The sequence below is a fragment of the Candidatus Arsenophonus triatominarum genome (assembly GCF_001640365.1).
Taxonomy (GTDB): domain Bacteria; phylum Pseudomonadota; class Gammaproteobacteria; order Enterobacterales; family Enterobacteriaceae; genus Arsenophonus; species Arsenophonus triatominarum.
The window spans coordinates 14,067-37,461 of sequence record NZ_LWMI01000017.1 but is presented as its reverse complement, the minus strand read 5'-3'; the positions used below and the strand labels follow the sequence as shown (position 1 = coordinate 37,461).

The window sequence follows — 23,395 nt, the reverse complement described above, 5'->3', positions numbered from 1 at the left end:
CTCAATCATTCCATCAATTAGTTAGTGTAGTGGCATACTAAATTTGGCCACCTAAGTTGAGGTGATATGCTTACCTCATAATTTTTATAGGTGCCGAAATGAGTAAAATAATTACTGCTGAATTTAAATGTGAAACCGCCAAATTAGTCCTTGACCAAAATTACACCTACCAGGAAGCCGCGAAAGGCATGAACGTCAGTCTTTCAGCGATTAGCCGGTGGGTAAGAGCCCTTCGTTTAGAACGTCAAGGGAAAACATCGCCTGGTCTGCCATTAACACCTGAACAAATTGAGTTCAGAGAAATGAAGAAAAAAATCCACCGGCTGGAAATGGAGAATGACATCTTAAAAAAGGCTACTGCGCTCTTAATGTCCGACTCACTGAAAAATTTTCGGTAGTTGAAAAGCTAAGAGTGCTTTATCCGGTGAAAACTTTGTGTCGTATTTTTAATTGTTCACCGAATCAGTTATCGCTATTGGTGTCGACCTAAGGAGCCAGATATTGAGCGGACGATAAAACGTAGCCTAGTCAGCGAAGCGTGGAACGTTAGTGGCGGCTCTGCTGGCGCAAGGACTATCGCCACGATGGTTACCAATACACACAACGTGAAACTTGGGCGGTGGTTAGCGGGTAAGTTGATGAAAGAATTAATCATCGTCAGTTGCCAAGAGCGAAAACATAAATACAACCGCGGTGGAAATGAACGTATTGATATTCCAAATCTGCTCAATAGGCAGTTCGCTGTTACAAAGCCTGACCAGGTTTGGTGCGGCGATGTAACCTATATTTGGACAGGCTCACGATGGGCCTATCTGGCTGTGGTATTGGATTTGTTTGCCCGAAAACCGGTGGGCTGGGCAATGTCATTTGCACCAGACTCAGAATTAACCGCCAAAGCACTACAAATGGCTTGGGAACTACGTGGGCATCCCAAACAGGTTATACCAGTCGTCAGTATAGGCAGGCATTGTGGCGTTATCAGATGACCCAAAGTATCAGTCGCAGAGGGAATTGTTGGGATAATAGTCCGATGGAACGATTCTTCCGTAGTCTGAAGACCGAATGGGTGCCAACGACTGGCTACCAAAGCTTTAGTACTGCTCAGTCAGCCATTATTCGCTACATAACCCACTACTATAGCGATATAAGACCTCACTGGTATAACGGTGGATTAACGCCAAACGAATCAGAGCGACTGTTCCGTGAACAGTCAGGTAGGGTGGCCAATTTTAGTTGACCACTACACTGGATACTGTTCCACATCTTTTGCTAAAGCATTTTTATCGAGCTTCCTCTTACGTGGCGTTGAATTTTTTGGCTCTGGTCGTTTAAGCCAACGTACTAAAGACGCTTTTCCAATACGGAATTGTTTCGCAGTTTCTCGAATTGTTAAACCTTCGGCTTTCCTTACAGATATTACTTTACGTCGAAAATCAATTGTATAACTCATAACACACCTTGTAATCAAAATTAAGTCGCCTAGCTATATTCTTTCCAATATTACCCATGTCACCCTTTATCTCGGATTTTATCTAAAGAAACCCCCTGTCTCGCTCAGTCGCTTAAAACATTATTCCGGCGAAGATAACATCACGTTACGCTATAAGAGCCACCGCACGAAAAAACAGGAAGACCTGGTCATGACATCCGATGAATTTATTACCCAGTTTGCGTCTCATGTGCCAGAAAAATGGTTTCACATGATCCGCTATTACGGCTTTTTAAGTCCATCAGCACGGATGCGAAAAATGTTAACGGAGGTCATTTATCCCTTAGCCCAGCAAGATAAAAAACCCGCTAAAAAAGTCTCCTGGCGAAACGTGTATCAACACGTCTTTAAAGTCGATCCACTTGCTTGTCTCTTAATGTGGGAAAAAATTACTTTTCGCAGGAATGAATTTTGGATTGAATCGTAAAGAACTTATGGCACATCACCATGATCTGGCTTGTTTGCGGTGGCGATAAAAACTCACGACAGGGTAGATCTATCCTTTTGTTCAAAATTGATTAACAATCAATCGTTTTTTAACCATCTATTCCGTTCCTTATCTCAACCTTCACAACATAATTTTGGCAAAATTTAGAAGAAAATAAAAAGGATTTTATCATGGCGCAGGTTAATGAGTAACCATTTCGGGTATTAATTTCCTATACATGAACTTTATACTTCTTTTTTTGGAGATTGCGAAACTCGTGGTTTATAAGAATATGAATTTTCTGACCCTTTGAGTCTCTAGCTGACATATTCAACACCAGTCAATACAGCGTAAACGCTTAGCTCCATGCTGGCGATAGTAGAGAATTTATGACACCAGGAAATTTAGCTTTTGCATGCTCTATCATCATATTTGATAAGATTGCGGTGCAAGAGAAAGAACCACCCATCCCAAGAAGTCTGTTATTCCAGTCTACGAATTGGTCTACGTTGTCTCTACCCCCAATAAAAACTGCTGAACTGAGTTCATGGGCCTTACGCATGAGTGCTGAGCTATAATACCGTAGTGCCAATGGGGAATCGAGTTCTGTACCAAATACCTCGCTAGATGAATAACGACTAAAAACAGCGCTAAGGGATAAAAAACTTTTTGCTTTTTCTTGTTCGCTGTCACAAGTCAAGTTATAAACCCCTAATATTTCATTATAATGCTCCAGCTTTAAAAAAGGATTACTATTTTCATCAAAATCAAGTTTTTCATTAAAAATTTCGCTTAATTGAGTTTGTTTCACATTACTAACCATTTTATCATTAACATTAGTTATAATTCTCTGATTTAGTGCTAATAAAAACTTCTGATTAAGCTCTCCGCCGAGATCCAGTAAATCCAGTAAGTTTTTAAAACGTACACTCCGTAAAGAATAAGCGTAAGGACCAGAGAACAGCGGAAATTGTGCTTTAAATATATCTTCAAAATTCAAGTTACCTATTGGTAAAATATTGCCATTATCAAATAGATAAAAATTACCCCAACTTATAGTTTCCTTTGGATTACGCATTTTATCGAGATTACTAGATGACAACATCATTGATCTTTGATTATTTACTGGGGATAGCAAAATATAATTATTACTATCAATGTCTGACCAGTCAGGTTGACCTGAATAATTTCCAAAGAATGATTTTAAATCTGTTTCTCTTGTTAATAACGGCCTTATCTGGGCTTGGGAAAGATATCCATTATACAATCCAATCGCTTTTTCTTTCATTTCAGGAATGTCTATGGCATCTTGAATGCACTGTATAAAAGCAGCATTAAACTCACCAGAAGTCGTCAAAGATAAATCGCGATTGAAAAAGTTAATTGCAGCATTAAGAACAGATTCTCTTGGCTTGAGTAAGATATTCGTATTATACCTAGAAAAATATCCATGACATACTTCTTGCATGAAATTGAAAATGTTTCTATCAGTTTGGTATACTTCTTTAGATAAAACATCAATAAGCGGTTCGGCAACTGATGTAATATTGGCGTTTGCTTTGCGAAGTGAATTAATTAAATCATTGGCTAATTCTATTTTTAGATTAAAATACTCATCATCAATACTACCTAATGTAGTTAGAATGCTACCAGTATTCTCATTGGTTATATGATTTATATATGTATCAAGGGTGTTCTCATTCCATTCATTAGGTAATTTAAAAGATATAGAAGTACCATCTAGTGTTGCGCCAAAAAATGAAACCCCAATTAAAGATGCATCATTTATCTCTGCATTGTTCAATGCAGCACCATCGAATTTTGCATTATCTAGCTTGCAATAATTTAAAATAGCCTCATCCAAAGTCGCTTCAGTGAAATCGACATTATCTAAATCAGAGTAAGCTAAAATAGCATCTTTTAAATTAGCACCCTCTAAACTTGCATAAGACATAAGAGCATATTGAGTATCAGCTTTTTCTAAGTTGGCATTTTCAAAATTAACATATTCCAGATTAGCTTCAGATAAATCAGTTTTTTCTAAATTAGCGCTTTTCAAATTAGCATTTTTTAAAACAGCCTTTCTAAGATTAGCATTTTTTAAAACAGCTGATTCAAGGTTTGCGTCATTTAATTTTGCTTTTTTTAAAATAGATTCTGTTAAATCGGCTTCTTGCAAATTAGCGCCTTCAAGAACCGCATTCTTAAAATTAACACCTATCAATTTGGCTTTTTGCAACTTTACATTTCTCAGTATGGAATTTTTGAATTCAGAATGACTAAGATTAGCGTTTTGTAAATTAGAGTTAGTTGCGTTAATATTATTTAAATAGGAATGAATGATTTCAATTTGAGGTAGCTGCATATTATGCATATTAATCTCTTCAAGGTTAATCAATGCAGCTGAAAACTCTTTTAAATTCTCATGTTTCAATGCAAACAACCGGTTAAAAAGAGTTTGGCGTTCTTCTATTGAAAGTTCGGAGCGTAATTTCTCTACAATGTCATTTGCTTCAAATGCATTTATTGCGTCCAGTGCCCATCTTCCGCTTAAACCTTCTATTCTCATTTTATATAAACGCTCTCTCAACTTAAAAGGGATTAGCTTATGTACCATTATTGCGGTAATACTTGCGACCAAAACGCTCACCTGTCTCCGGATTGACTTGCACTCAAACATTTTGGTCAATACATACTACAGACACATCTTTACTTTATTTTATTTTTATACATTTCATAACCAGCAAGGAGCATTTCAGTAATTGTTATTCCTTGCTCAGCTGCATATGTTTTCATCTCTTTATGTTTATTAATAGAAACCTTTATTTGAATAGACTTTATAATTGTATTAGGCTGAACATTCTTACCTGTCACGTTTAACGTTGGTTCATTGTCTGGCGGTGGAGCAATTTTAATTTTTTTACTAGGTAATTTCATAAAATCTAACCATATTAGTAATGACATGATTTTATCATAACATGAAATCATTAATTAAATCATGAATCTCTTCAACCATAGCTCTAGCAATTAAATTCAAACTTTTGAATGGTGTTTCATATAATGCCCGTCCTTCATCAAGAGCATTCCCATAGCTAGTTTTAAGGGGTGTAGTGGTCAACTAAAATTAGCCACCCTACCTGACTGTTCACGGAACAGTCGCTCTGATTCGTTTGGCGTTAATCCACCGTTATACCAGTGAGGTCTTATATCGCTATAGTAGTGGGTTATGTAGCGAATAATGGCTGACTGAGCAGTACTAAAGCTTTGGTAGCCAGTCGTTGGCACCCATTCGGTCTTCAGACTACGGAAGAATCGTTCCATCGGACTATTATCCCAACAATTCCCTCTGCGACTGATACTTTGGGTCATCTGATATAGCTAGGCGACTTAATTTTGATTACAGCATATGTATTAAAAACAGGTCATCGATAGTGCATCCTGTTTCCATCTTTTTACGTTTAGCTTGAGACCATTTATGTTCTATAGGATTTAAATCTGGTGAATACACAGGCAAATATTCTATCTGGTGTCCTGCGTTTATAATTGCCTGTTCAATATTCTTACCTTTGTGAAAGCTAGCGTTGTCCATAAAAATAACAGAATTTTCAGGAAGTTCTGGGAGCAATATTTTTGTGATCCAAACATAAAAAACATCACGGTTAATATTGCAATCAAATAATCCGATAGCAAAAAGGGTTGTTCCCAATAAAGCGCCAATAACATTTGTTCTTCCCTTAGCACCCTAGTTTTTCAGGCCAAAACAACGGTGACCTTTTGGGGAATAGCCGTGAGTTCGTGGAGTGTCATGTGAAAAACCACTTTCATCAATAAAAACAACAGATTTATCTTTTTTTTCATACTGTTGTCTTTTTTGCTGATGTGCCAGCCTGTCGCTTTCGTTGGTTTTTGGATGGAATAGAGTTTTTTTTATAGGTTAATCCCAGCTTTTTAAGGGATTGCCAAATAGTCTTTTTACAAACACCGAATCGCTCTGCCCGTTCCTTTTGGTAAGCATCTGGATACTGTTCCACATCTTTTGCTAAAGCATTTTTATCGAGCTTCCTCTTACGTGGCGTTGAATTTTTTGGCTCTGGTCGTTTAAGCCAACGTACTAAAGACGCTTTTCCAATACGGAATTGTTTCGCAGTTTCTCGAATTGTTAAACCTTCGGCTTTCCTTACAGATATTACTTTACGTCGAAAATCAATTGTATAACTCATAACACACCTTGTAATCAAAATTAAGTCGCCTAGCTATAACACCACAATGCCTGCCTATACTGACGACTGGTATAATGACTTCCCTGATCACTATGGAACATCACCTGTTTGGGATGCCCACGTAGTTCCCAAGCCATTTGTAGTGCTTTGGCGGTTAATTCTGAGTCTGGTGCAAATGACATTGCCCAGCCCACCGGTTTTCGGGCAAACAAATCCAATACCACAGCCAGATAGGCCCATCGTGAGCCTGTCCAAATATAGGTTACATCGCCGCACCAAACCTGGTCAGGCTTTGTAACAGCGAACTGCCTATTGAGCAGATTTGGAATATCAATACGTTCATTTCCACCGCGGTTGTATTTATGTTTTCGCTCTTGGCAACTGACGATGATTAATTCTTTCATCAACTTACCCGCTAACCACCGCCCAAGTTTCACGTTGTGTGTATTGGTAACCATCGTGGCGATAGTCTTGCGCCAGCAGAGCCGCCACTAACGTTCCACACTTCGCTGACTAGGCTACGTTTTATCGTCCGCTCAATACTTGGCTCCTTAGGCCGACACCAATAGCGATAACTGCTTCGGTGAACATTAAAAATACGACACAAAGTTTTCACCGGATAAAGCACTCTTAGCTTTTCAACTACCGAAAATTTTTCAGTGAGTCGGACATTAAGAGCGCAGTAGCCTTTTTTAAGATGTCATTCTCCATTTCCAGCCGGTGGATTTTTTTCTTCATTTCTCTGAACTCAATTTGTTCAGGTGTTAATGGCAGACCAGGCGATGTTTTCCCTTGACGTTCTAAACGAAGGGCTCTTACCCACCGGCTAATCGCTGAAAGACTGACGTTCATGCCTTTCGCGGCTTCCTGGTAGGTGTAATTTTGGTCAAGGACTAATTTGGCGGTTTCACATTTAAATTCAGCAGTAATTATTTTACTCATTTCGGCACCTATAAAAATTATGAGGTAAGCATATCACCTCAACTTAGGTGGCCAAATTTAGTATGCCACTACAATTTAACCGTTTTTCGAGTATAGCCATTTTTACGCGTATCGATTGACGTTGTCGATAGGGAGTGTTCTATTTCTGCCTGCAGGGCAGCTTCGGTAAGCTGTTTTATGAGTGGTGTGAGTATTCCATCCGTACCGAGTAAATTTTTACCTGATTGTAATTGCTTTAACGCTTCATTAAAATTAAATGATTGATTTCTCATATGTCATACCTCTTTTTTTGAGTTTAAGATATGACACAGATTTTTGAACACTACCAAGTCACCTGGCGAAACATGTATCAACACGTCTTTAAAGTCGATCCACTTGCTTGTCTCTTATGTGGGAAAAAATTACTTTTCGCAGGAATGAATTTTGGATTGAATCGTAAAGAACTTATGGCACATCACCATGATCTGGCTTGTTTGCGGTGGCGATAAAAACTCACGACAGGGTAGATCTATCCTTTTGTTCAAAATTGATTAATAATTAATCGTTTTTTAACCATCTATTCCGTTCCTTATCTCAACCTTCAACATAATCACGAGTTTCGCACAGGCATATAAAATTCCAGAAATGGCTTAAAAGCAATGGTTAATTTGCAAGTTACTAAAACGTATAAATTTGTTTAAATTACAATAAGTTGCTTTTAATTTATAAGATTTTGTCTATTTATATATTATGCTGAATTAAACTTAAAAATAGAGCGTTTTTTTATTGGTGCGAAACTCGTGATAATTTTGGCAAAATTTAGAAGAAAATAAAAAGGATTTCATCATGGCGCAGGTTAATGAGTAACCATTTCGGGTATTAATTTCTTATACATCAAGTCTGAGCTACTACAATGTCTATTCTTTCTAACAAATCCGACAATCTCTTGTGAATAAATTATTGAATAGATGCAAGTCTGTCATTTTGACGTTGGTATCGACTTTACCCTCATTATCGCTAAAACCACAGGGAACACCACTACTCAAAAAGAATTTAATCATCTCGGATTTCATGCTGCACCTCCCACTCGCTTGAGAATTCGGGCACGCTGACTAAGGGGTAAATTGCGGGATTCTTCAACAAACAGCTTAATTGTGTTATTCGGTGTTTCACAGATAAGCACACGGAAGGTACTATTTCGCATAGTCCGACTCCTACTTATTGCTAGGTTTTGGATTAGCTTTGAAGTGGTGTCTTCAGCACTACTTCAGAGCGATTTATTTAACTTACTTATTGAATATATACTTTTTTCTTCTTAATTCTCACAAGATCGTTTTTATCTATCCAACATTTCCATCCTGTTGCAGTAGATAAATCTGTAAGTGCCTTTTTTAATTTTTGCTTAAAAGTTTTTAAAAACTTCACATCACTACCACATAAAACTCGTAATGTATCAACCTTGTATGGGAATGGTTTATCATGTGAACTAAAAAAACCGTGTAACCACTTTGCTAACTGTTTACCGTTAAGCGTTTCCCGTTCTTTTAATTGTAATCCAGTCCATTTTTTATCTGAAAATAAAACAGAAATACTCTTATTTAAAGAGATTACAAACTCACCGCTAGTCTCATCACGAAACATCTCATTTATTAAGTGTCCTGTGTAATATAGTTTGCAATCATTAATTTCTACTGTGCAATATGTTAGCCTAATAAAACAACATTTAATCCATTCGTGATCTCTTTTCCCTGTATTTCGATTTAGTGACTTTAAAAAATTATATACAGAAAATCTAACATGATTTCCTAGGGGAATATTAGATAATCGCCTAAGACATTCCAAATAAACGTCCAGATCTGATTGATCAAGTTGATCCCCCGTATACTTGATAGTAATATCGCCGACTGTAGCCTTTAAAACATCTTTTTGATATTCCCTTGTACCTTTACCTACAACACCAAAAAGCGAACTGCGTAAAATCACATTAGGAATGGCTCTTTTATTATCAGAAACACAAGGCAAAACATGGTTAACACAACCGCTATCTTGTTTTTGATCGCCCCTCGACTTTTTATTGTCTATTTGCTTAATAGCATTTGCTATAGCATCAATACGATCTTGCAGTAATTTAGCCATGTAGTATTGCCCGCGCTTGTATACCACTAATAATCAATTATGAATTACGTTTCAAAAACCTTGAAATAGTTATTGAACTAACTTTTATTTTTTTGTTTTCATATAAAAAATCAGCGATTTGTTGAAAAGATGCCCCTTGATTCCTCATATCAGAAATTATCTCTTTATTCATTTCTAGGAATTGAGATTTAAAGTTCTTAGCCCTGATATCAATTTGATCATTCACAATCATATCCATTTTTAATTTATTAATTATTTTGAATAATAGTTCATCAAGTTAAACATGTCAAACAAAAATTATATTATTAATAGCTTATCACTATAAAATCACGGGATAGCGGATACCTATTTGGAAAAAATAACTTTAATTACAATGTATTATATTTATTAAATTTGCTTAGATTCAGTCAAAATAGTTTATAAACACAAGAATTAGTTAGAATTAGGATAACCTTGGTGAGAACGTAGCACGCGCCGCGTGAGCGGCGCAGCTACACTGCTTCGGGGACGTTAATGAGCTGAGTACTGTTTTATACTCTGCGAAAAGATACCTATAGGGTAATTTACTCAGATGTATATCCCGCGTCCTGCTAAACTGCTTTTCACCATCGATGACGGCTGGAATAAATTCCTCGAAAAACACGGTGACAGCCTCTGTTCGTGGACCCGTCTCTCTGTCGAGCGTATGCTTGCCTGCGGCGCTTGTTCCTGGGTGTCCGACGCTATTGTTGTGCTTCGCCTGATTGTTCTCACAGCCGTTTTTTCTGCCAGAGCTGTAAGTCAAAAGCCTGCAGCTCATGCGGTTTCAAAGCCACAGAGCAGTGGTTAGCACTGCAGGTTCATATTTTACCCGACTGCGACTGGCAACATATTACTTTCACCATGCCCCATCTCCTTTGGCCTTTTTTCAACAATAACTGGCCGCTACTTAACGCCTTGTTTCGCGCCGCCACCCGAGCTATGCTGCAATGGGCGCGCAAACAGGGTATCGAAATCGGTATCTTCTGTGCCTTGCACACTTATAGCAGACAGCTCAATCAACATCCGCATATCCATGTCTCCGTCACCCGGATGGTTTGGATAGTGAACATGGTGTATGGCGTGAGCTTGTTCTTCAAAAAAAAGAATAGTCGAAGAAATTTGGCGAGGCGTTGTCATCAGGCTGCTGCGTTACAGTTATGACCTGATAAATCCTGGCCAGCTTCCCTGTCTTGGGCATATCCGTGACCGGAAGCAGTGGCGGCGTTACTGGAAAGTGCACTTTGCCAAGAAAACGAAAGAGGTGTGGCATAACGTAAAATACCTAGGTCGTTACCTTAAACGCCCACCGATATCTGCGTCAAAACTGCGGCATTACCGAGGGGGAGCGGTTGTCCATCATTACTATGACCACCGGATTGTCAACGATCACCGAAAACTGATCCACTTTTTAGTTAAATACGATCAATCAAAATTGATCCACTGTTTTACTCGGTTATTGCTCCTGAGCGCCGCTTAATCTTCTTTCAATCGATAGCTTTCACCGCTCAATTGCAGTACATGCGAATGATGAAGTAAACGATCAAGCATAGAGGCGGTTAATGTTACGTCATCAGCAAAGGCACTGGGCCATTGCCCAAATGATAAGTTACTCGTCAATATAACACTGGCATGCTCATAACACTTGGCAATCACATTGAAAAATAGGTTTGCTTCCTCTCGCCCAAACGGTAGGTATCCAATCTCATCTATTGATTAGCAACTTCGGTGCCATCACCGAACGTGATAGATATTGTTTGAGCTTATTTTGTCGTTTAGCCGTTGAGAGTTGCAATATCAGTTCAGCCGCTGTCGTAAAGCGGGTTTTCCTCTTGGCCTGTACTGCTTTTAATCCTAATCCAATAGCTAAATGCGTTTTGCCTACACCGCTTGGGCCAAGCAACACTACATTTTCATTACGCTCAATAAACGTTAATGCGCTTAATTCCCGTATTTGTTGCTTAAGAACGCCCGTTGCAAACTTAAAATCGAACGTACTAAGTTCTTTGTGCGTTGGGAATCCCGCCATCCGACTAAAGAGATTGCGAGTTCGTTCATCTCGTTGTTGTTGCTCACATTTTAATAGGGACAGTAAAAACTCTCCGTAGCTTTTGTCTTAGGCGATGCACTATTCGGCAAGTGATGACCAATGAGTCGGAACAGAATTTAATTTCAATGACTCACTCAGGTGTTCAATTTGTTCATGCAATAACATGTTCACCTCCCAGCAATGCTTCATATAGCTAGGCGACTTAATTTTGATTACAAGGTGTGTTATGAGTTATACAATTGATTTTCGACGTAAAGTAATATCTGTAAGGAAAGCCGAAGGTTTAACAATTCGAGAAACTGCGAAACAATTCCGTATTGGAAAAGCGTCTTTAGTACGTTGGCTTAAACGACCAGAGCCAAAAAATTCAACGCCACGTAAGAGGAAGCTCGATAAAAATGCTTTAGCAAAAGATGTGGAACAGTATCCAGATGCTTACCAAAAGGAACGGGCAGAGCGATTCGGTGTTTGTAAAAAGACTATTTGGCAATCCCTTAAAAAGCTGGGATTATAGCTAGGCGACTTAATTTTGATTACAAGGTGTGTTATGAGTTATACAATTGATTTTCGACGTAAAGTAATATCTGTAAGGAAAGCCGAAGGTTTAACAATTCGAGAAACTGCGAAACAATTCCGTATTGGAAAAGCGTCTTTAGTACGTTGGCTTAAACGACCAGAGCCAAAAAATTCAACGCCACGTAAGAGGAAGCTCGATAAAAATGCTTTAGCAAAAGATGTGGAACAGTATCCAGATGCTTACCAAAAGGAACGGGCAGAGCGATTCGGTGTTTGTAAAAAGACTATTTGGCAATCCCTTAAAAAGCTGGGATTAACCTATAAAAAAAACTCTATTCCATCCAAAAACCAACGAAAGCGACAGGCTGGCACATCAGCAAAAAAGACAACAGTATGAAAAAAAAGATAAATCTGTTGTTTTTATTGATGAAAGTGGTTTTTCACATGACACTCCACGAACTCACGGCTATTCCCCAAAAGGTCACCGTTGTTTTGGCCTGAAAAACTGGGGTGCTAAGGGAAGAACAAATGTTATTGGCGCTTTATTGGGAACAACCCTTTTTGCTATCGGATTATTTGATTGCAATATTAATCGTGATGTTTTTTATGTTTGGATCACAAAAATATTGCTCCCAGAACTTCCTGAAAATTCTGTTATTTTTATGGACAACGCTAGCTTTCACAAAGGTAAGAATATTGAACAGGCAATTATAAACGCAGGACACCAGATAGAATATTTGCCTGTGTATTCACCAGATTTAAATCCTATAGAACATAAATGGTCTCAAGCTAAACGTAAAAAGATGGAAACAGGATGCACTATCGATGACCTGTTTTTAATACATATGCTGTAATCAAAATTAAGTCGCCTAGCTATAACCTATAAAAAAAACTCTATTCCATCCAAAAACCAACGAAAGCGACAGGCTGGCACATCAGCAAAAAAGACAACAGTATGAAAAAAAAGATAAATCTGTTGTTTTTATTGATGAAAGTGGTTTTTCACATGACACTCCACGAACTCACGGCTATTCCCCAAAAGGTCACCGTTGTTTTGGCCTGAAAAACTGGGGTGCTAAGGGAAGAACAAATGTTATTGGCGCTTTATTGGGAACAACCCTTTTTGCTATCGGATTATTTGATTGCAATATTAATCGTGATGTTTTTTATGTTTGGATCACAAAAATATTGCTCCCAGAACTTCCTGAAAATTCTGTTATTTTTATGGACAACGCTAGCTTTCACAAAGGTAAGAATATTGAACAGGCAATTATAAACGCAGGACACCAGATAAAATATTTGCCTGTGTATTCACCAGATTTAAATCCTATAGAACATAAATGGTCTCAAGCTAAACGTAAAAAGATGGAAACAGGATGCACTATCGATGACCTGTTTTTAATACATATGCTGTAATCAAAATTAAGTCGCCTAGCTATATACGCTGATTGAGTGTTGCAAATTGACAGATTCAAGGGGCGGTACGATACGGATATTAAGCGTATTAGTCTGCGAGATAGATTGGCAAACCCTTGCTGGGAGGGTGTTCATAATTCTGTGTCAGGGGATTTTATATTTTGATTATACCATCTAGGCGCCCTTTAAAATAGATGGACAATTGAGCAATGGTTAACGCCCAGTTACTAATCGGCATAGTCCACCTGATTGATGCCAATATAAAGTAATTTTAATAAGCTGTTTTCATTAGGAAAAGCCCCTTTGGTTTTAGTTAATGTCCTAAACTGCCGATGAACCGCCTCTACTGCATTGGTCGTATAAATGAGTTTTCTAATGGCTTTAGGGTATCGAAAATAAGCACTGAGCAACTCCTATTTACTTCGCCAGGATTCTAGCACTATCGGGTATTTTTCACCCCATTTCGTTTCCAGTTCATCAAGGCTCAGCAGCCGCTTTAGTATCTGCACGATAAACCGGCTTAAAATCAGCCATAAAGGCTTTTTGGTCTTTACTGGTATAACGTAAGCTATTGCGAATTTGATGAACTACGCATAGCTGAGCTTCTGTCTGCGGGAAAATACTGGCTATCGCTTCTGGAAACCCTTTTAATCCGCCAACACAAGCGATTAAAATATCTTGTATACCACGGTTATGTAAGTCAGAACGCTCAGCCAATGATGTGCTCCTTCTGTTTCAGACATATAGAGTCCTAACAATTCCTTATGCCCATCGGTGGTTAGTCCAAGTACCGTGTAGATTGCCTTATTGATATAGTGACCATCATGTTTTACTTGTAATGAATGGCATCGAGCCAGACAAAAGGATAGAGCGCCTCCAGAGGGCGTTGTTGCCAGGCTTTTAATTCAGGGAGTAATTTGTCAGTAATATTCGTAATAGCTCCATCTGATATTTCCAGTCCATATAATTCTGCAACATGTTTTTGAATATCACGATAACTCATGCCTAATGCAAATAACGATAGGATTTTGTTATCAACATCCTCTGATAATTTTGTCTGATTTTTCTTAATGAGCTGAGGCTCAAAAGCACCTGACCTGTCTCTGGGCGTTTTCAGTTCAAATTGACCTGATGTCGATTTAACCGTTTTTCGAGTATAGCCATTTTTACGCGTATCGATTGACGTTGTCGATAGGGAGTGTTCTATTTCTGCCTGCAGGGCAGCTTCGGTCAGCTGTTTTATGAGTGGTGTGAGTATTCCATCTGTACCGAGTAAATTTTTACCTGATTGTAATTGCTTCAACGCTTCATCAAAATTAAATGATTGATTCTCATATGTCATACCTCTTTTTTTGAGTTTAAGATATGACACAGATTTTTGAACACTACCCTTGCTGGTAAGGGAAGAAAATACTTAACTTCCTTTATCTAATCTGTTTACTGGCTTTTCTAAGGTTGTTCCATGAATCCGCTGATGAGCGACTCGTTCTAACCATGGACCCACTTTTGCATTGGCTATCTCGATATTCAGTTCAAGATTATGAGCACGAAGTACGGTATTTAATGGTATGATAAACCTGTTTTTTAAATAGTGGTTAAAGCGCTCTACTTTACCTTTCGTTTTTGCCCTGTATGGCTTGTAAGCGCTCAATTTAAACCCGTAATCTTTCGACATCTGAAGCATTTCGACATGCAATTTATGTTCACCTTCTGCATAAGCATCTCGTTCGATGATGAGTGCTTTTGCGTTATCACACAATACTTGCTGTGGCACACCACCAAAATAGTCGAAAGCTTCTTTTAAACCTTGTTGCCAGGCTTCTGTCCGCTCATTATGAAAGAACTTTACATAGCTAGCACGCGAGTAGCCAAGCGTTGCAACAAACGCTTTTAGTGATCGTTTGCCTCGTCGGATGGTCGTGAAGTCGATTTGCATTTGTTGACCTGGCTGTGTTTCAAAACGGACGACAGGTTCGGGAACAATGCTTGGTCACGAGTTTCGCACCAATAAAAAAACGCTCTATTTTTAAGTTTAATTCAGCATAATATATAAATAGATAAAATTTTATAAATTAAAAGCAACTTATTATAATTTAAACAAATTTATACGTTTTAGTAACTTGCAAATTAACCATTGCTTTTAAGCCATTTCTGGAATTTTATATGCCTGTGCGAAACTCGTGTAGGCGTTATATTAGCCATATTCCGGCAAGGCATTTTAAGATAGTGCGTTACTACGGTTTTTTGTCGAATCGCAAAAGGGGCATGCTATTGCCGAAGGTGTATAAGGCGTTGGAGATGACGGCGCGTAAAAAACCGGAGAAACCTGGTTTTGCCGTGCTGATGAAAGGGTTTCTGCGCACCGATCCGTACAAATGTATTCTGTGTGGCGACAGGCTATTTTTACCAGCGCCCAGGCTGGCAAACAGGCAACGAAATTGTTGTAAGAAAGACTGGATAACCTGGAGAAAAAACGAGGGTTACTCAGCTAAACCTAGGGTTAATGTCTCTAAAATTAGGGTGTTAGATGAAAAAACACACTATCTGATGAAAATTCGACCTGCAACAATTCCAATAAACCGATTCTCTCTCCTTCACGAGTTTCGCACAGGCATATAAAATTCCAGAAATGGCTTAAAAGCAATGGTTAATTGCAAGTTACTAAAACGTATAAATTTGTTTAAATTATAATAAGTTGCTTTTAATTTATAAAATTTTATCTATTTATATATTATGCTGAATTAAACTTAAAAATAGAGCGTTTTTTTATTGGTGCGAAACTCGTGTCCTTTTAGCAATAATGGATGGCTTTTACTCCTCACCTTAAGTGCGATTCAATTTCCTAACCATCAAGATAAAAAACCCGCTAAAAAAGTCACCTGGCGAAACATGTATCAACACGTCTTTAAAGTTGATCCACTTGCTTGTCTCTTATGTGGGAAAAAATTACTTTTCGCAGGAATGAATTTTGGATTGAATCGTAAAGAACTTATGGCACGTCACCATGATCTGGCTTGTTTGCGGTGGCGATAAAAACTCACGATAGGGTAGATCTATCCTTTTGTTCAAAATTGATTAATAATTAATCGTTTTTTAACCATCTATTCCGTTCCTTACTCTTAACCTTCAACATAATTTTGGCAAAATTTAGAAGAAAATAAAAAGGATTTCATCATGGCGCAGGTTAATGAGTAACCATTTCGGGTATTAATTTCTTATACATCAAGATTTTTTACTTTAAGCCTATCATTCACGAAATAGCGGATACCGACTCACGGGATAACGGATACCGATTCACGGGATAACGGATACCGATTCACGGGATAGCGGATACCGATTCACGGGATAGCGGATACCGATTCACGGGATAGCGGATACCAATTTACGGGATATGTAAGACCGAAAGTACAGAATAGCTGTAATAAAAAGTAATTTTATGACATAAAAAATTAATAAATACAATAATTTAAATTCATTAAGTAAAATAAATAAGAAGATAATACTTCGACTCACTAAATTTATAAAGCATTGATTTAAAAGATAAAAAAATAAACAAGAATTTTATATAACTAATTGAAAATAAAAGAAAAAATAAAAAAAACAATCATCTCCAGAAACCTGATAATCTTTTATAATCAAAAAAATATAATCTTTTTTAATTAGCCTAACCTTACTTGTGGATAACTTTTCTTCTAAAAATATGTTACTACTGAGTGACCCAATTTATTTTTTGCTAATAGTGATATTCCGCTTCCTTGTCTGCTCACTCGCTATACTCGGTCACAAACTCCGGCGAGCGGTGGGATTTTAATTAAAAAGATTTTTTTGAGTTAATTAACTCTGAAACATTACACTCTCTAATTATCACTGCTAACATCACAAAAATTAACGTATCTATTAATTCAGGCATAACATAAACAAAACTCATCAACAAAGTTTCAGAGAAATCAGGTTTGAGCAAGAAAGACGCAGAGAAGTCGGTTAACGCTTTCATCGAATCTGTGACAGAATATTTAAAATCTGGCAATGATTTACAACTCATTGGCTTTGGTAATTTCCAAGTTAAGCAAAGAGTAGCCAAAACGGGACGAAATCCAAAAACAGGCGAACCATTTAAAATTGCTGCTGCAAACGTACCGAGTTTTAAAGCAGGTCAAAATCTCAAACAGGCGGTGAAGTAACACATGACCTATGACTCAAAGTTAATTTGTATTTTACTTACAACTCTCATTAGCATAACGGGAATATCTTGCGCTCCAATTCAATTCAACGAAAATAAAGCACAACCAAAAAGAATTGGGATAGAATCACCAATATATTTACGACAATAAAGGGAAAATGAAAAGAGATTGGCTTGATGTATAAGAAATTAATACCCGAAATGGTTACTCATTAACCTGCGTCATGATGAAATCCTTTTTATTTTCTTCTAAATTTTGCCAAAATTATGTTGAAGGTTGAGATAAGGAACGGAATAGATGGTTAAAAAACGATTAATTATCAATCAATTTTGAACAAAAGGATAGATCTACCCTGTCGTGAGTTTTTATCGCCACCGCAAACAAGCTAGATCATGGTGACGTGCCATAAGTTCTTTACGATTCAATCCAAAATTCATTCCTGCGAAAAGTAATTTTTTCCCACATAAGAGACAAGCAAGTGGATCGACTTTAAAGACGTGTTGATACATGTTTCGCCAGGTGACTTTTTTAGCGGGTTTTTTATCTTGCTGGGCTAAAGGATAAACAACCTCCGTTAACATTTTTCGCATCCGTGCTGATGGACTTAAAAAGCCGTAATAGCGGATCATGTGAAACCATTTTTCTGGCACATGAGACGCAAACAGGGTAATAAATTCATCGGATATCATGACCAGGTCTTCCTGTTTTTTCGTGCGGTGGCTCTTATAGCGTAACGTGATGTTATCTTCGCCGGAATAATGTTTTAAGCGACTGAGCGAGACAGGGGGGTTTCTTTAGATAAAATCAGAGATAAAGGGTGACATGGGTAATATTGGAAAGAATATCAGAAAGATTAATATTCTACCCGCGCTTGTAGTGAGTGTTAAGTAATTGATTCCATCATGCTTTACTTCTTCCTTCAGCTTTAAGCTCATCGGGAATGGTGAGCGTGTAATAATGTTTTCTCAGTAATGCCGTTATCCGATATCGCCACATTGTCATAATGTTTTCGCGATAAAAGCTGATATCCCGCCAGGTATTCTTTTTAGTCACCCCGCCGGCTGTGGTTGAAAAATGAATATGCGGATGCCATTTTGGTCTCGTCCCCAGGTATGGATGGCAGTGAAAACGCCCGGGTGATATTGAGGTCACGGCAGATGGTTAATATCACATCAGCGGCTAATCGATTCATTTCACCGAGAAGCCAACGGTTGGCGCAAATAATAGGCCAATATTCACAAGGCATGGTAAAAGTGATGTGCTTCCAAGGAACTTCGGGTAACCAAGCTAGCGTATGTTAATCCATTGTAGGCAAGCTTTGACGCCACAATGTGGGCAGCTTCGACTTTTGCAGGTAAATTTAACCCGTTTCTCAGAATTACATTGAGGGTCAGGACAGCGCCAAATTGACCACCCCATAAGCGAAGTACCGCAAGCCATAATCTTTCCCATGGTTTCCATCACAACAGTGCAGGCACTATCAGAGGGTTGGCGATTAAGCCAATTGAGCCAGCGTTGACCAAATTGAAAAACATGACTAAAACGCGGTGACATAAAAGGGACCAAAAGATTGAGACAATAGGTATCGGGTTATATCAGTACTAACAAGCAATGACAAGTCGTCGCCATAGGCGACCATCTTGAGTCTACTGGGATTTATCACGAACAACTTTGCAATGAGCTTTATGATATCGGCCTTCATGTTTCCATCGTCAACCCTTACCGTATAAGAGAATTTGCAAAAGGGATAGGTATTTTAACAAAAACGGATAAAGTCGATTCGTTTGCTTTGGCTTGTTACGGTGAACTAAAGAAACCTTCTGCCTGGGTTGCGCCATCGTCGGAAATTCGAGAATTAAAATCTCTAATTAAACGTCGGGAAGCAATTTTAGCGGATTTATTACGGGAACAAAATCGGAAAGAGAAAACTTTAACGAGTTATACTTCCACGGTGGTTATTAAATCCATTACGAAATCACTTAAAGCATTAAATAAACAATTACAGGGCATTGAAGCTGAAATTTCCAGGCATATCAATAACCATCCTGAGTTAAAAAAAGATATGGAATTACTGACATCAATCAAATCAATAGGTGCTCAGGTTGGAAGCCAGATGCTGATGGTATTACGTAGTCACGACTTTATTAGTGCAGAACAGGTTGCTGCCTATTTGGGATTAGTGCCTGTAGAGCGTCGTTCGGGTACATCTGTTAACGGTCGGGCTCATTTATCTAAAATGGGCTCTGCTCAAATTCGCGCTAAATTATATTTTTCAGCTTTGACAGCAATACGCTATAACCCTCACGTTAAAGCACTATATGAACGTTTAGTTGCTAGAGGTAAATCAAAAATGTCTGCTCTAGGTGCGGCAATGAGGAAACTAGTTCATTTATGCTATGGAGTATTAAAAACAGGTTTAGCTTATGACCAAAACTACTTAAGCTCAACTTCAAATTCATAAAATCGATTTTGAGATATTTTAGATTTTAGTTGGTAGTTTTATGTCTTACATAGAGAAAATGCCACTACGGGCTTCCTGGGTACCTTAAAATCGATTTGTGGATGATAACACCGCCCCAGTTTTGAATTTAAACAACAAAACTTCAGCTAAGTTAATTCCACGAGTTTCGCACAGGCATATAAAATTCCAGAAATGGCTTAAAAGCAATGGTTAATTTGCAAGTTACTAAAACGTATAAATTTGTTTAAATTACAATAAATTGCTTTTAATTTATAAGGGTTTTTCTATTTATATATTATGCTGAATTAAACTTAAAAATAGAGCGTTTTTTATTGGTGCGAAATTCGTGTTGGTATTTGGCATTTCTTTGCCGGTTTGCCAGCGAATAACACTGCGACCGGTGGGATGGCACTGATTGGCATCCGGAACGGGATTCAACATCTGATAGCGGTAACGGCTTTTGGGCATAATGACAGTGGGATATTCCTGACATACCGCGCGGTTTTCCCCTATCGTGTCCCAAATCATGCCCTGGCGATGTAATTTAAAATTCATGCGCTCGGTGAGTAACAACGCGCTATTAATGCCACTGCTTTCGGAATAAATCGTACCCGTAAAGGGATAATCGAGCCGTGAGAGCCTGCGCACTAAAAGAGCGCATCGAGTGGTAAACGGGCTTCAGCAGCAATCGCATCCAGCTGCACAATCTAACTGGGCGATGCGAGCTCAGAGAGATACCCAATGTCATATTCGCCGCCTGGATTTTCATTCACATCTTTCGTCCCTTTCCCCATACCAATTTGCCCAATCGGAATCGTGAAACCGCCCATATTGACCATACACATTGGGGCACGGGTGACATCGGTCATCGCAAACGGCTCCCAAAAACCAATCGCAAGGCCTGGCCGCTGAAATAACGGCGGCGGCGCAGGGCATAACTGAATCGGTGAGGAGGGATTGCGCGTATCCGGTAATTCACTGCTATTTAAGCCGATATTGCCGAGGCTAATTGGAAATAGACAACGCCAGCAGATATCAGTAATGGGATTCACTCATCGCCCCTCACACAATGACGCTTTTGCCGACAATATCGGATTAAGTAACAAAAAAGCGAACAATAAGCTAAGCGTAAGAGGCGCGGTTTCATTATTCGCCTCGCTTTGCTTTTTCAACGGCGGCTAATAATGTTTTTTCATCCACCACACCGGTTAACATTGTCGTATTTTCTGCAGTAGGATTAGTAAAATTAACAACAATAAAAGTGGGGAGCTTTTTGATATTTAACTGGTTAGCATAATGAGCCGTTACAAGTGACATAACATCATTATCAATAGCAACATTAGTTAATTCAGTTTCAATATCCGTAAAAGGATACTTCGATTTTTCTATTGCTTGCTGAACATTCCCGCTTTTAAATAACTCAGTAAAATATTTTAAAAACGCATTGGGACATTTGCTCCACACCATCAATTCTGCTTGTGCGCCTAAAACAGATTGTTCTGATTTGTCAGGTAAATTTTTAAAAACAAACCGGATATCAGGGTGTGTTTTAACCAGATTTAAAATCGTCTGAACCATCTTTGCACAAGACTTACAATGATAATTATATAGCGCAATAACACCTACCCGAGACTTTGCATTTAAAACGGGGGTTAATTTTCCAGTGTACATTTCGTAAGCTTCGACCATTCTTTTAATATTTTGTGAAGATAATGATGTTTCAGCCAGAGCAAGCATTGGCAGCAAAAATGTACCCAGTAATAACCCGATAGTGAGATATCTTTTCATGATTTTCTTTTCTCCATTTTGCGTGTTTGGAGTTTCATTGTACTAATACCTCAGTAATTCTGAGTAAGGATTGATTTGGCATTTCATCCACTACGCTGGGTAATTCTCAATGCCAAACCGGACACGAGTTTCGCACCAATAAAAAACGCTCTATTTTTAAGTTTAATTCAGCATAATATATAAATAGACAAAATCTTTTAAATTAAAAGCAACTTATTGTAATTTAAACAAATTTATACGTTTTAGTAACTTGCAAATTAACCATTGCTTTTAAGCCATTTCTGGAATTTTATATGTTTGTGCGAAACTCGTGTTAATGAAATCAAAGCAATAGCGATTGATATGTTTGAGTGTGGAAAAAATAACGAGTTGTCACCGCAATCAACAGAGTTATCCACTGAATTTGTCGTTATGCCTGTGGAAAACGTGGGAGAAGTGGAAAAAAGCGAGACGGATGTCGCACTTGATGTATAAGAAATTAATACCCGAAATGGTTACTTATTAACCTGAGCCATGATGAAATCCTTTTTATTTTCTTCTAAATTTTGCCAAAATTATGTTGAAGGTTGAGATAAGGAACGGAATAGATGGTTAAAAAACGACTAATTATTAATCAATTTTGAACAAAAGGATAGATCTACCCTGTCGTGAGTTTTTATCGCCACCGCAAACAAGCCAGATCATGGTGACGTGCCATAAGTTCTTTACGATTCAATCCAAAATTCATTCCTGCGAAAACTAATTTTTTCCCACATGAGAGACAAGCAAGTGGATCGACTTTAAAGGCGTGTTGATATAGCTAGGCGACTTAATTTTGATTACAAGGTGTGTTATGAGTTATATAATTGATTTTCGACGTAAAGTAATATCTGTAAGGAAAGCCGAAGGTTTAACAATTCGAGAAACTGCGAAACAATTCCGTATTGGAAAAGCGTCTTTAGTACGTTGGCTTAAACGACCAGAGCCAAAAAATTCAACGCCACGTAAGAGGAAGCTCGATAAAAATGCTTTAGCAAAAGATGTGGAACAGTATCCAGATGCTTACCAAAAGGAACGGGCAGAGCGATTCGGTGTTTGTAAAAAGACTATTTGGCAATCCCTTAAAAAGCTGGGATTAACCTATAAAAAAAACTCTATTCCATCCAAAAACCAACGAAAGCGACAGGCTGGCACATCAGCAAAAAAGACAACAGTATGAAAAAAAAGATAAATCTGTTGTTTTTATTGATGAAAGTGGTTTTTCACATGACACTCCACGAACTCACGGCTATTCCCCAAAAGGTCACCGTTGTTTTGGCCTGAAAAACTGGGGTGCTAAGGGAAGAACAAATGTTATTGGCGCTTTATTGGGAACAACCCTTTTTGCTATCGGATTATTTGATTGCAATATTAATCGTGATGTTTTTTATGTTTGGATCACAAAAATATTGCTCCCAGAACTTCCTGAAAATTCTGTTATTTTTATGGACAACGCTAGCTTTCACAAAGGTAAGAATATTGAACAGGCAATTATAAACGCAGGACACCAGATAGAATATTTGCCTGTGTATTCACCAGATTTAAATCCTATAGAACATAAATGGTCTCAAGCTAAACGTAAAAAGATGGAAACAGGATGCACTATCGATGACCTGTTTTTAATACATATGCTGTAATCAAAATTAAGTCGCCTAGCTATACATCTAAAAAATACAAAAATAGTTTATTTTTTAATCTTACATAGGTTGTTTTTAATGCAAAAATTGATTATTTTATCATCATCGGCTGGTTTT

21 protein-coding genes and 11 pseudogenes are annotated in these 23,395 nt (G+C 38.0%); 14 read left to right on the top strand and 18 right to left on the bottom strand.

The window, feature by feature from the left end; genetic code table 11:
• Positions 1-98 precede the first annotated feature (98 nt).
• A pseudogene (locus AYJ55_RS17665) lies at positions 99-1,237 on the top strand (IS3 family transposase).
• Between the two features lie 3 nt (positions 1,238-1,240).
• Here AYJ55_RS17665 and AYJ55_RS17660 read toward each other — a convergent pair.
• On the bottom strand, positions 1,241-1,450 hold the full coding sequence (locus tag AYJ55_RS17660; protein ID WP_063654431.1) for an IS630 transposase-related protein: 210 nt from the start codon (positions 1,448-1,450) through the stop codon (positions 1,241-1,243).
• Here AYJ55_RS17660 and AYJ55_RS29595 point away from each other — a divergent pair.
• Positions 1,449-1,916: a transposase gene (locus tag AYJ55_RS29595; RefSeq protein ID WP_162505681.1), complete on the top strand. Its 468-nt coding sequence runs from the start codon at positions 1,449-1,451 to the stop codon at positions 1,914-1,916. The genes AYJ55_RS17660 and AYJ55_RS29595 overlap by 2 nt on opposite strands.
• A 358-nt stretch (positions 1,917-2,274) precedes the next feature.
• On the opposite strand, the gene AYJ55_RS17650 is transcribed toward AYJ55_RS29595, so the two are convergent.
• The 8 genes and pseudogenes from AYJ55_RS17650 to AYJ55_RS17620 all read right to left on the bottom strand — a co-directional run.
• Positions 2,275-4,557: a pentapeptide repeat-containing protein gene (locus AYJ55_RS17650; RefSeq protein ID WP_063657466.1), complete on the bottom strand. Its 2,283-nt coding sequence runs from the start codon at positions 4,555-4,557 to the stop codon at positions 2,275-2,277.
• A gap of 68 nt (positions 4,558-4,625) precedes the next feature.
• Entirely contained in the window at positions 4,626-4,853 is a 228-nt protein-coding gene (locus AYJ55_RS17645) for a hypothetical protein (RefSeq protein WP_063657465.1), read from the bottom strand.
• A gap of 34 nt (positions 4,854-4,887) precedes the next feature.
• Positions 4,888-5,034, bottom strand: a complete 147-nt coding sequence (locus tag AYJ55_RS26785; protein WP_245677429.1) for a hypothetical protein — start codon at positions 5,032-5,034, stop codon at positions 4,888-4,890.
• Positions 5,031-5,291: pseudogene (locus AYJ55_RS26780) on the bottom strand (integrase core domain-containing protein); the annotation flags it as partial. The pseudogene AYJ55_RS26780 and the gene AYJ55_RS26785, both read right to left, overlap by 4 nt.
• Positions 5,292-5,313: 22 nt before the next feature.
• Positions 5,314-5,640 (bottom strand): annotated as a pseudogene (locus AYJ55_RS17640) (transposase); the annotation flags it as partial.
• Positions 5,641-5,770: 130 nt separating this feature from the next.
• The gene (locus tag AYJ55_RS17635) at positions 5,771-6,136 is read right to left on the bottom strand and encodes an IS630 transposase-related protein (RefSeq protein ID WP_063653415.1); all 366 of its coding nucleotides are present in this window, start codon (positions 6,134-6,136) and stop codon (positions 5,771-5,773) included.
• Positions 6,137-6,171: 35 nt separating this feature from the next.
• Positions 6,172-7,078: pseudogene (locus AYJ55_RS33570) on the bottom strand (IS3 family transposase); the annotation flags it as partial.
• A 74-nt stretch (positions 7,079-7,152) separates the two neighbouring features.
• Positions 7,153-7,350: pseudogene (locus AYJ55_RS17620) on the bottom strand (IS256 family transposase); the annotation flags it as partial.
• A gap of 30 nt (positions 7,351-7,380) precedes the next feature.
• Here AYJ55_RS17620 and AYJ55_RS29580 point away from each other — a divergent pair.
• Positions 7,381-7,566: a hypothetical protein gene (locus AYJ55_RS29580; RefSeq protein ID WP_162505678.1), complete on the top strand. Its 186-nt coding sequence runs from the start codon at positions 7,381-7,383 to the stop codon at positions 7,564-7,566.
• 781 nt (positions 7,567-8,347) lie between these two features.
• Here the strand turns inward: AYJ55_RS29580 and trfA are convergent.
• Complete coding sequence (trfA, locus tag AYJ55_RS17615; protein ID WP_063657463.1) at positions 8,348-9,193, bottom strand: plasmid replication initiator TrfA; 846 nt, start codon at positions 9,191-9,193, stop codon at positions 8,348-8,350.
• A 37-nt stretch (positions 9,194-9,230) separates the two neighbouring features.
• Complete coding sequence (locus tag AYJ55_RS17610) at positions 9,231-9,419, bottom strand: helix-turn-helix domain-containing protein (RefSeq protein WP_063657462.1); 189 nt, start codon at positions 9,417-9,419, stop codon at positions 9,231-9,233.
• 345 nt (positions 9,420-9,764) lie between these two features.
• Between AYJ55_RS17610 and AYJ55_RS36245 the strand changes: the two are divergent.
• Positions 9,765-10,610 (top strand): annotated as a pseudogene (locus AYJ55_RS36245) (IS91 family transposase); the annotation flags it as partial.
• Between the two features lie 77 nt (positions 10,611-10,687).
• On the opposite strand, the pseudogene istB reads toward AYJ55_RS36245, so the two are convergent.
• Positions 10,688-11,426, bottom strand: a pseudogene (istB, locus tag AYJ55_RS17600) (IS21-like element helper ATPase IstB).
• Between the two features lie 61 nt (positions 11,427-11,487).
• On the opposite strand from istB, the gene AYJ55_RS17595 reads away from it, so the two are divergent.
• Genes AYJ55_RS17595 through AYJ55_RS17580 form a run of 4 tightly spaced genes read left to right on the top strand, consistent with a single transcriptional unit; the run spans position 11,488 to position 13,193 of the window.
• Entirely contained in the window at positions 11,488-11,775 is a 288-nt protein-coding gene (locus AYJ55_RS17595; protein ID WP_063653771.1) for an IS630 transposase-related protein, read from the top strand.
• Positions 11,776-11,808: 33 nt separating this feature from the next.
• Positions 11,809-12,174 (top strand): IS630 transposase-related protein, encoded by a 366-nt coding sequence (locus AYJ55_RS17590; RefSeq protein ID WP_063653415.1) that lies wholly within the window; start codon positions 11,809-11,811, stop codon positions 12,172-12,174.
• Positions 12,098-12,631 carry an IS630 family transposase gene (locus AYJ55_RS17585; RefSeq protein WP_162505291.1) on the top strand — a complete coding sequence of 178 codons (534 nt, stop codon included), beginning with the start codon at positions 12,098-12,100 and terminating at the stop codon, positions 12,629-12,631. The genes AYJ55_RS17590 and AYJ55_RS17585 overlap by 77 nt, the downstream gene beginning before the upstream one ends.
• Before the next feature lie 28 nt (positions 12,632-12,659).
• The gene (locus tag AYJ55_RS17580; protein WP_162505677.1) at positions 12,660-13,193 is read left to right on the top strand and encodes an IS630 family transposase; all 534 of its coding nucleotides are present in this window, start codon (positions 12,660-12,662) and stop codon (positions 13,191-13,193) included.
• A 154-nt stretch (positions 13,194-13,347) separates the two neighbouring features.
• Here AYJ55_RS17580 and AYJ55_RS17575 read toward each other — a convergent pair.
• Together AYJ55_RS17575 and istA are read right to left on the bottom strand one after the other, a co-directional pair.
• A pseudogene (locus tag AYJ55_RS17575) lies at positions 13,348-14,535 on the bottom strand (IS256 family transposase).
• Between the two features lie 72 nt (positions 14,536-14,607).
• Positions 14,608-15,129 carry an IS21 family transposase gene (istA, locus tag AYJ55_RS17570; protein ID WP_222703529.1) on the bottom strand — a complete coding sequence of 174 codons (522 nt, stop codon included), beginning with the start codon at positions 15,127-15,129 and terminating at the stop codon, positions 14,608-14,610.
• 251 nt (positions 15,130-15,380) lie between these two features.
• On the opposite strand from istA, the pseudogene AYJ55_RS33555 reads away from it, so the two are divergent.
• A pseudogene (locus AYJ55_RS33555) lies at positions 15,381-15,640 on the top strand (IS91 family transposase); the annotation flags it as partial.
• Positions 15,641-15,708: 68 nt separating this feature from the next.
• Here AYJ55_RS33555 and AYJ55_RS36240 read toward each other — a convergent pair.
• A complete protein-coding gene (locus tag AYJ55_RS36240) occupies positions 15,709-15,837 on the bottom strand; it encodes a hypothetical protein (protein WP_162505676.1) in 129 nt (42 codons plus the stop codon).
• A 245-nt stretch (positions 15,838-16,082) separates the two neighbouring features.
• Between AYJ55_RS36240 and AYJ55_RS31015 the strand changes: the two genes are divergently transcribed.
• Both AYJ55_RS31015 and AYJ55_RS17555 read left to right on the top strand, forming a co-directional pair.
• On the top strand, positions 16,083-16,226 hold the full coding sequence (locus tag AYJ55_RS31015; protein ID WP_187153230.1) for a hypothetical protein: 144 nt from the start codon (positions 16,083-16,085) through the stop codon (positions 16,224-16,226).
• An 893-nt stretch (positions 16,227-17,119) separates the two neighbouring features.
• Entirely contained in the window at positions 17,120-17,374 is a 255-nt protein-coding gene (locus tag AYJ55_RS17555) for an HU family DNA-binding protein (protein WP_063657458.1), read from the top strand.
• Positions 17,375-17,739: 365 nt separating this feature from the next.
• Here the strand turns inward: AYJ55_RS17555 and AYJ55_RS29565 are convergent.
• Positions 17,740-18,928: pseudogene (locus AYJ55_RS29565) on the bottom strand (IS91 family transposase).
• Between the two features lie 73 nt (positions 18,929-19,001).
• Between AYJ55_RS29565 and AYJ55_RS17540 the strand changes: the two are divergent.
• A complete protein-coding gene (locus tag AYJ55_RS17540; protein ID WP_074168143.1) occupies positions 19,002-19,835 on the top strand; it encodes an IS110 family RNA-guided transposase in 834 nt (277 codons plus the stop codon).
• 288 nt (positions 19,836-20,123) lie between these two features.
• Here the strand turns inward: AYJ55_RS17540 and AYJ55_RS33550 are convergent.
• A pseudogene (locus AYJ55_RS33550) lies at positions 20,124-21,007 on the bottom strand (TraU family protein).
• A complete protein-coding gene (locus AYJ55_RS17525; protein WP_063657454.1) occupies positions 20,982-21,623 on the bottom strand; it encodes a thioredoxin domain-containing protein in 642 nt (213 codons plus the stop codon). Before AYJ55_RS17525 ends, AYJ55_RS33550 begins: the two are co-directional and overlap by 26 nt.
• Positions 21,624-22,455: 832 nt before the next feature.
• Here AYJ55_RS17525 and AYJ55_RS17520 point away from each other — a divergent pair.
• Positions 22,456-22,821 (top strand): IS630 transposase-related protein, encoded by a 366-nt coding sequence (locus AYJ55_RS17520; protein WP_063655504.1) that lies wholly within the window; start codon positions 22,456-22,458, stop codon positions 22,819-22,821.
• The gene (locus tag AYJ55_RS17515; RefSeq protein WP_162505291.1) at positions 22,745-23,278 is read left to right on the top strand and encodes an IS630 family transposase; all 534 of its coding nucleotides are present in this window, start codon (positions 22,745-22,747) and stop codon (positions 23,276-23,278) included. The genes AYJ55_RS17520 and AYJ55_RS17515 overlap by 77 nt, the downstream gene beginning before the upstream one ends.
• Positions 23,279-23,395 lie beyond the last annotated feature (117 nt).

Excerpts from the sequence above, each read along its gene's own strand:
- AYJ55_RS31015 (WP_187153230.1), top strand. The coding sequence starts at position 16,083 with ATGTATCAACACGTCTTTAAAGTTGATCCACTTGCTTGTCTCTTATGT.
- AYJ55_RS17520 (WP_063655504.1), top strand. The coding sequence starts at position 22,456 with ATGAGTTATATAATTGATTTTCGACGTAAAGTAATATCTGTAAGGAAA.
- trfA (WP_063657463.1), bottom strand. The coding sequence starts at position 9,193 with ATGGCTAAATTACTGCAAGATCGTATTGATGCTATAGCAAATGCTATT.
- AYJ55_RS29580 (WP_162505678.1), top strand. The coding sequence starts at position 7,381 with ATGACACAGATTTTTGAACACTACCAAGTCACCTGGCGAAACATGTAT.
- AYJ55_RS17645 (WP_063657465.1), bottom strand. The coding sequence starts at position 4,853 with ATGAAATTACCTAGTAAAAAAATTAAAATTGCTCCACCGCCAGACAAT.
- AYJ55_RS17595 (WP_063653771.1), top strand. The coding sequence starts at position 11,488 with ATGAGTTATACAATTGATTTTCGACGTAAAGTAATATCTGTAAGGAAA.
- AYJ55_RS17635 (WP_063653415.1), bottom strand. The coding sequence starts at position 6,136 with ATGAGTTATACAATTGATTTTCGACGTAAAGTAATATCTGTAAGGAAA.
- istA (WP_222703529.1), bottom strand. The coding sequence starts at position 15,129 with ATGCAAATCGACTTCACGACCATCCGACGAGGCAAACGATCACTAAAA.
- AYJ55_RS17525 (WP_063657454.1), bottom strand. The coding sequence starts at position 21,623 with ATGAAAAGATATCTCACTATCGGGTTATTACTGGGTACATTTTTGCTG.
- AYJ55_RS17660 (WP_063654431.1), bottom strand. The coding sequence starts at position 1,450 with ATGAGTTATACAATTGATTTTCGACGTAAAGTAATATCTGTAAGGAAA.
- AYJ55_RS17590 (WP_063653415.1), top strand. The coding sequence starts at position 11,809 with ATGAGTTATACAATTGATTTTCGACGTAAAGTAATATCTGTAAGGAAA.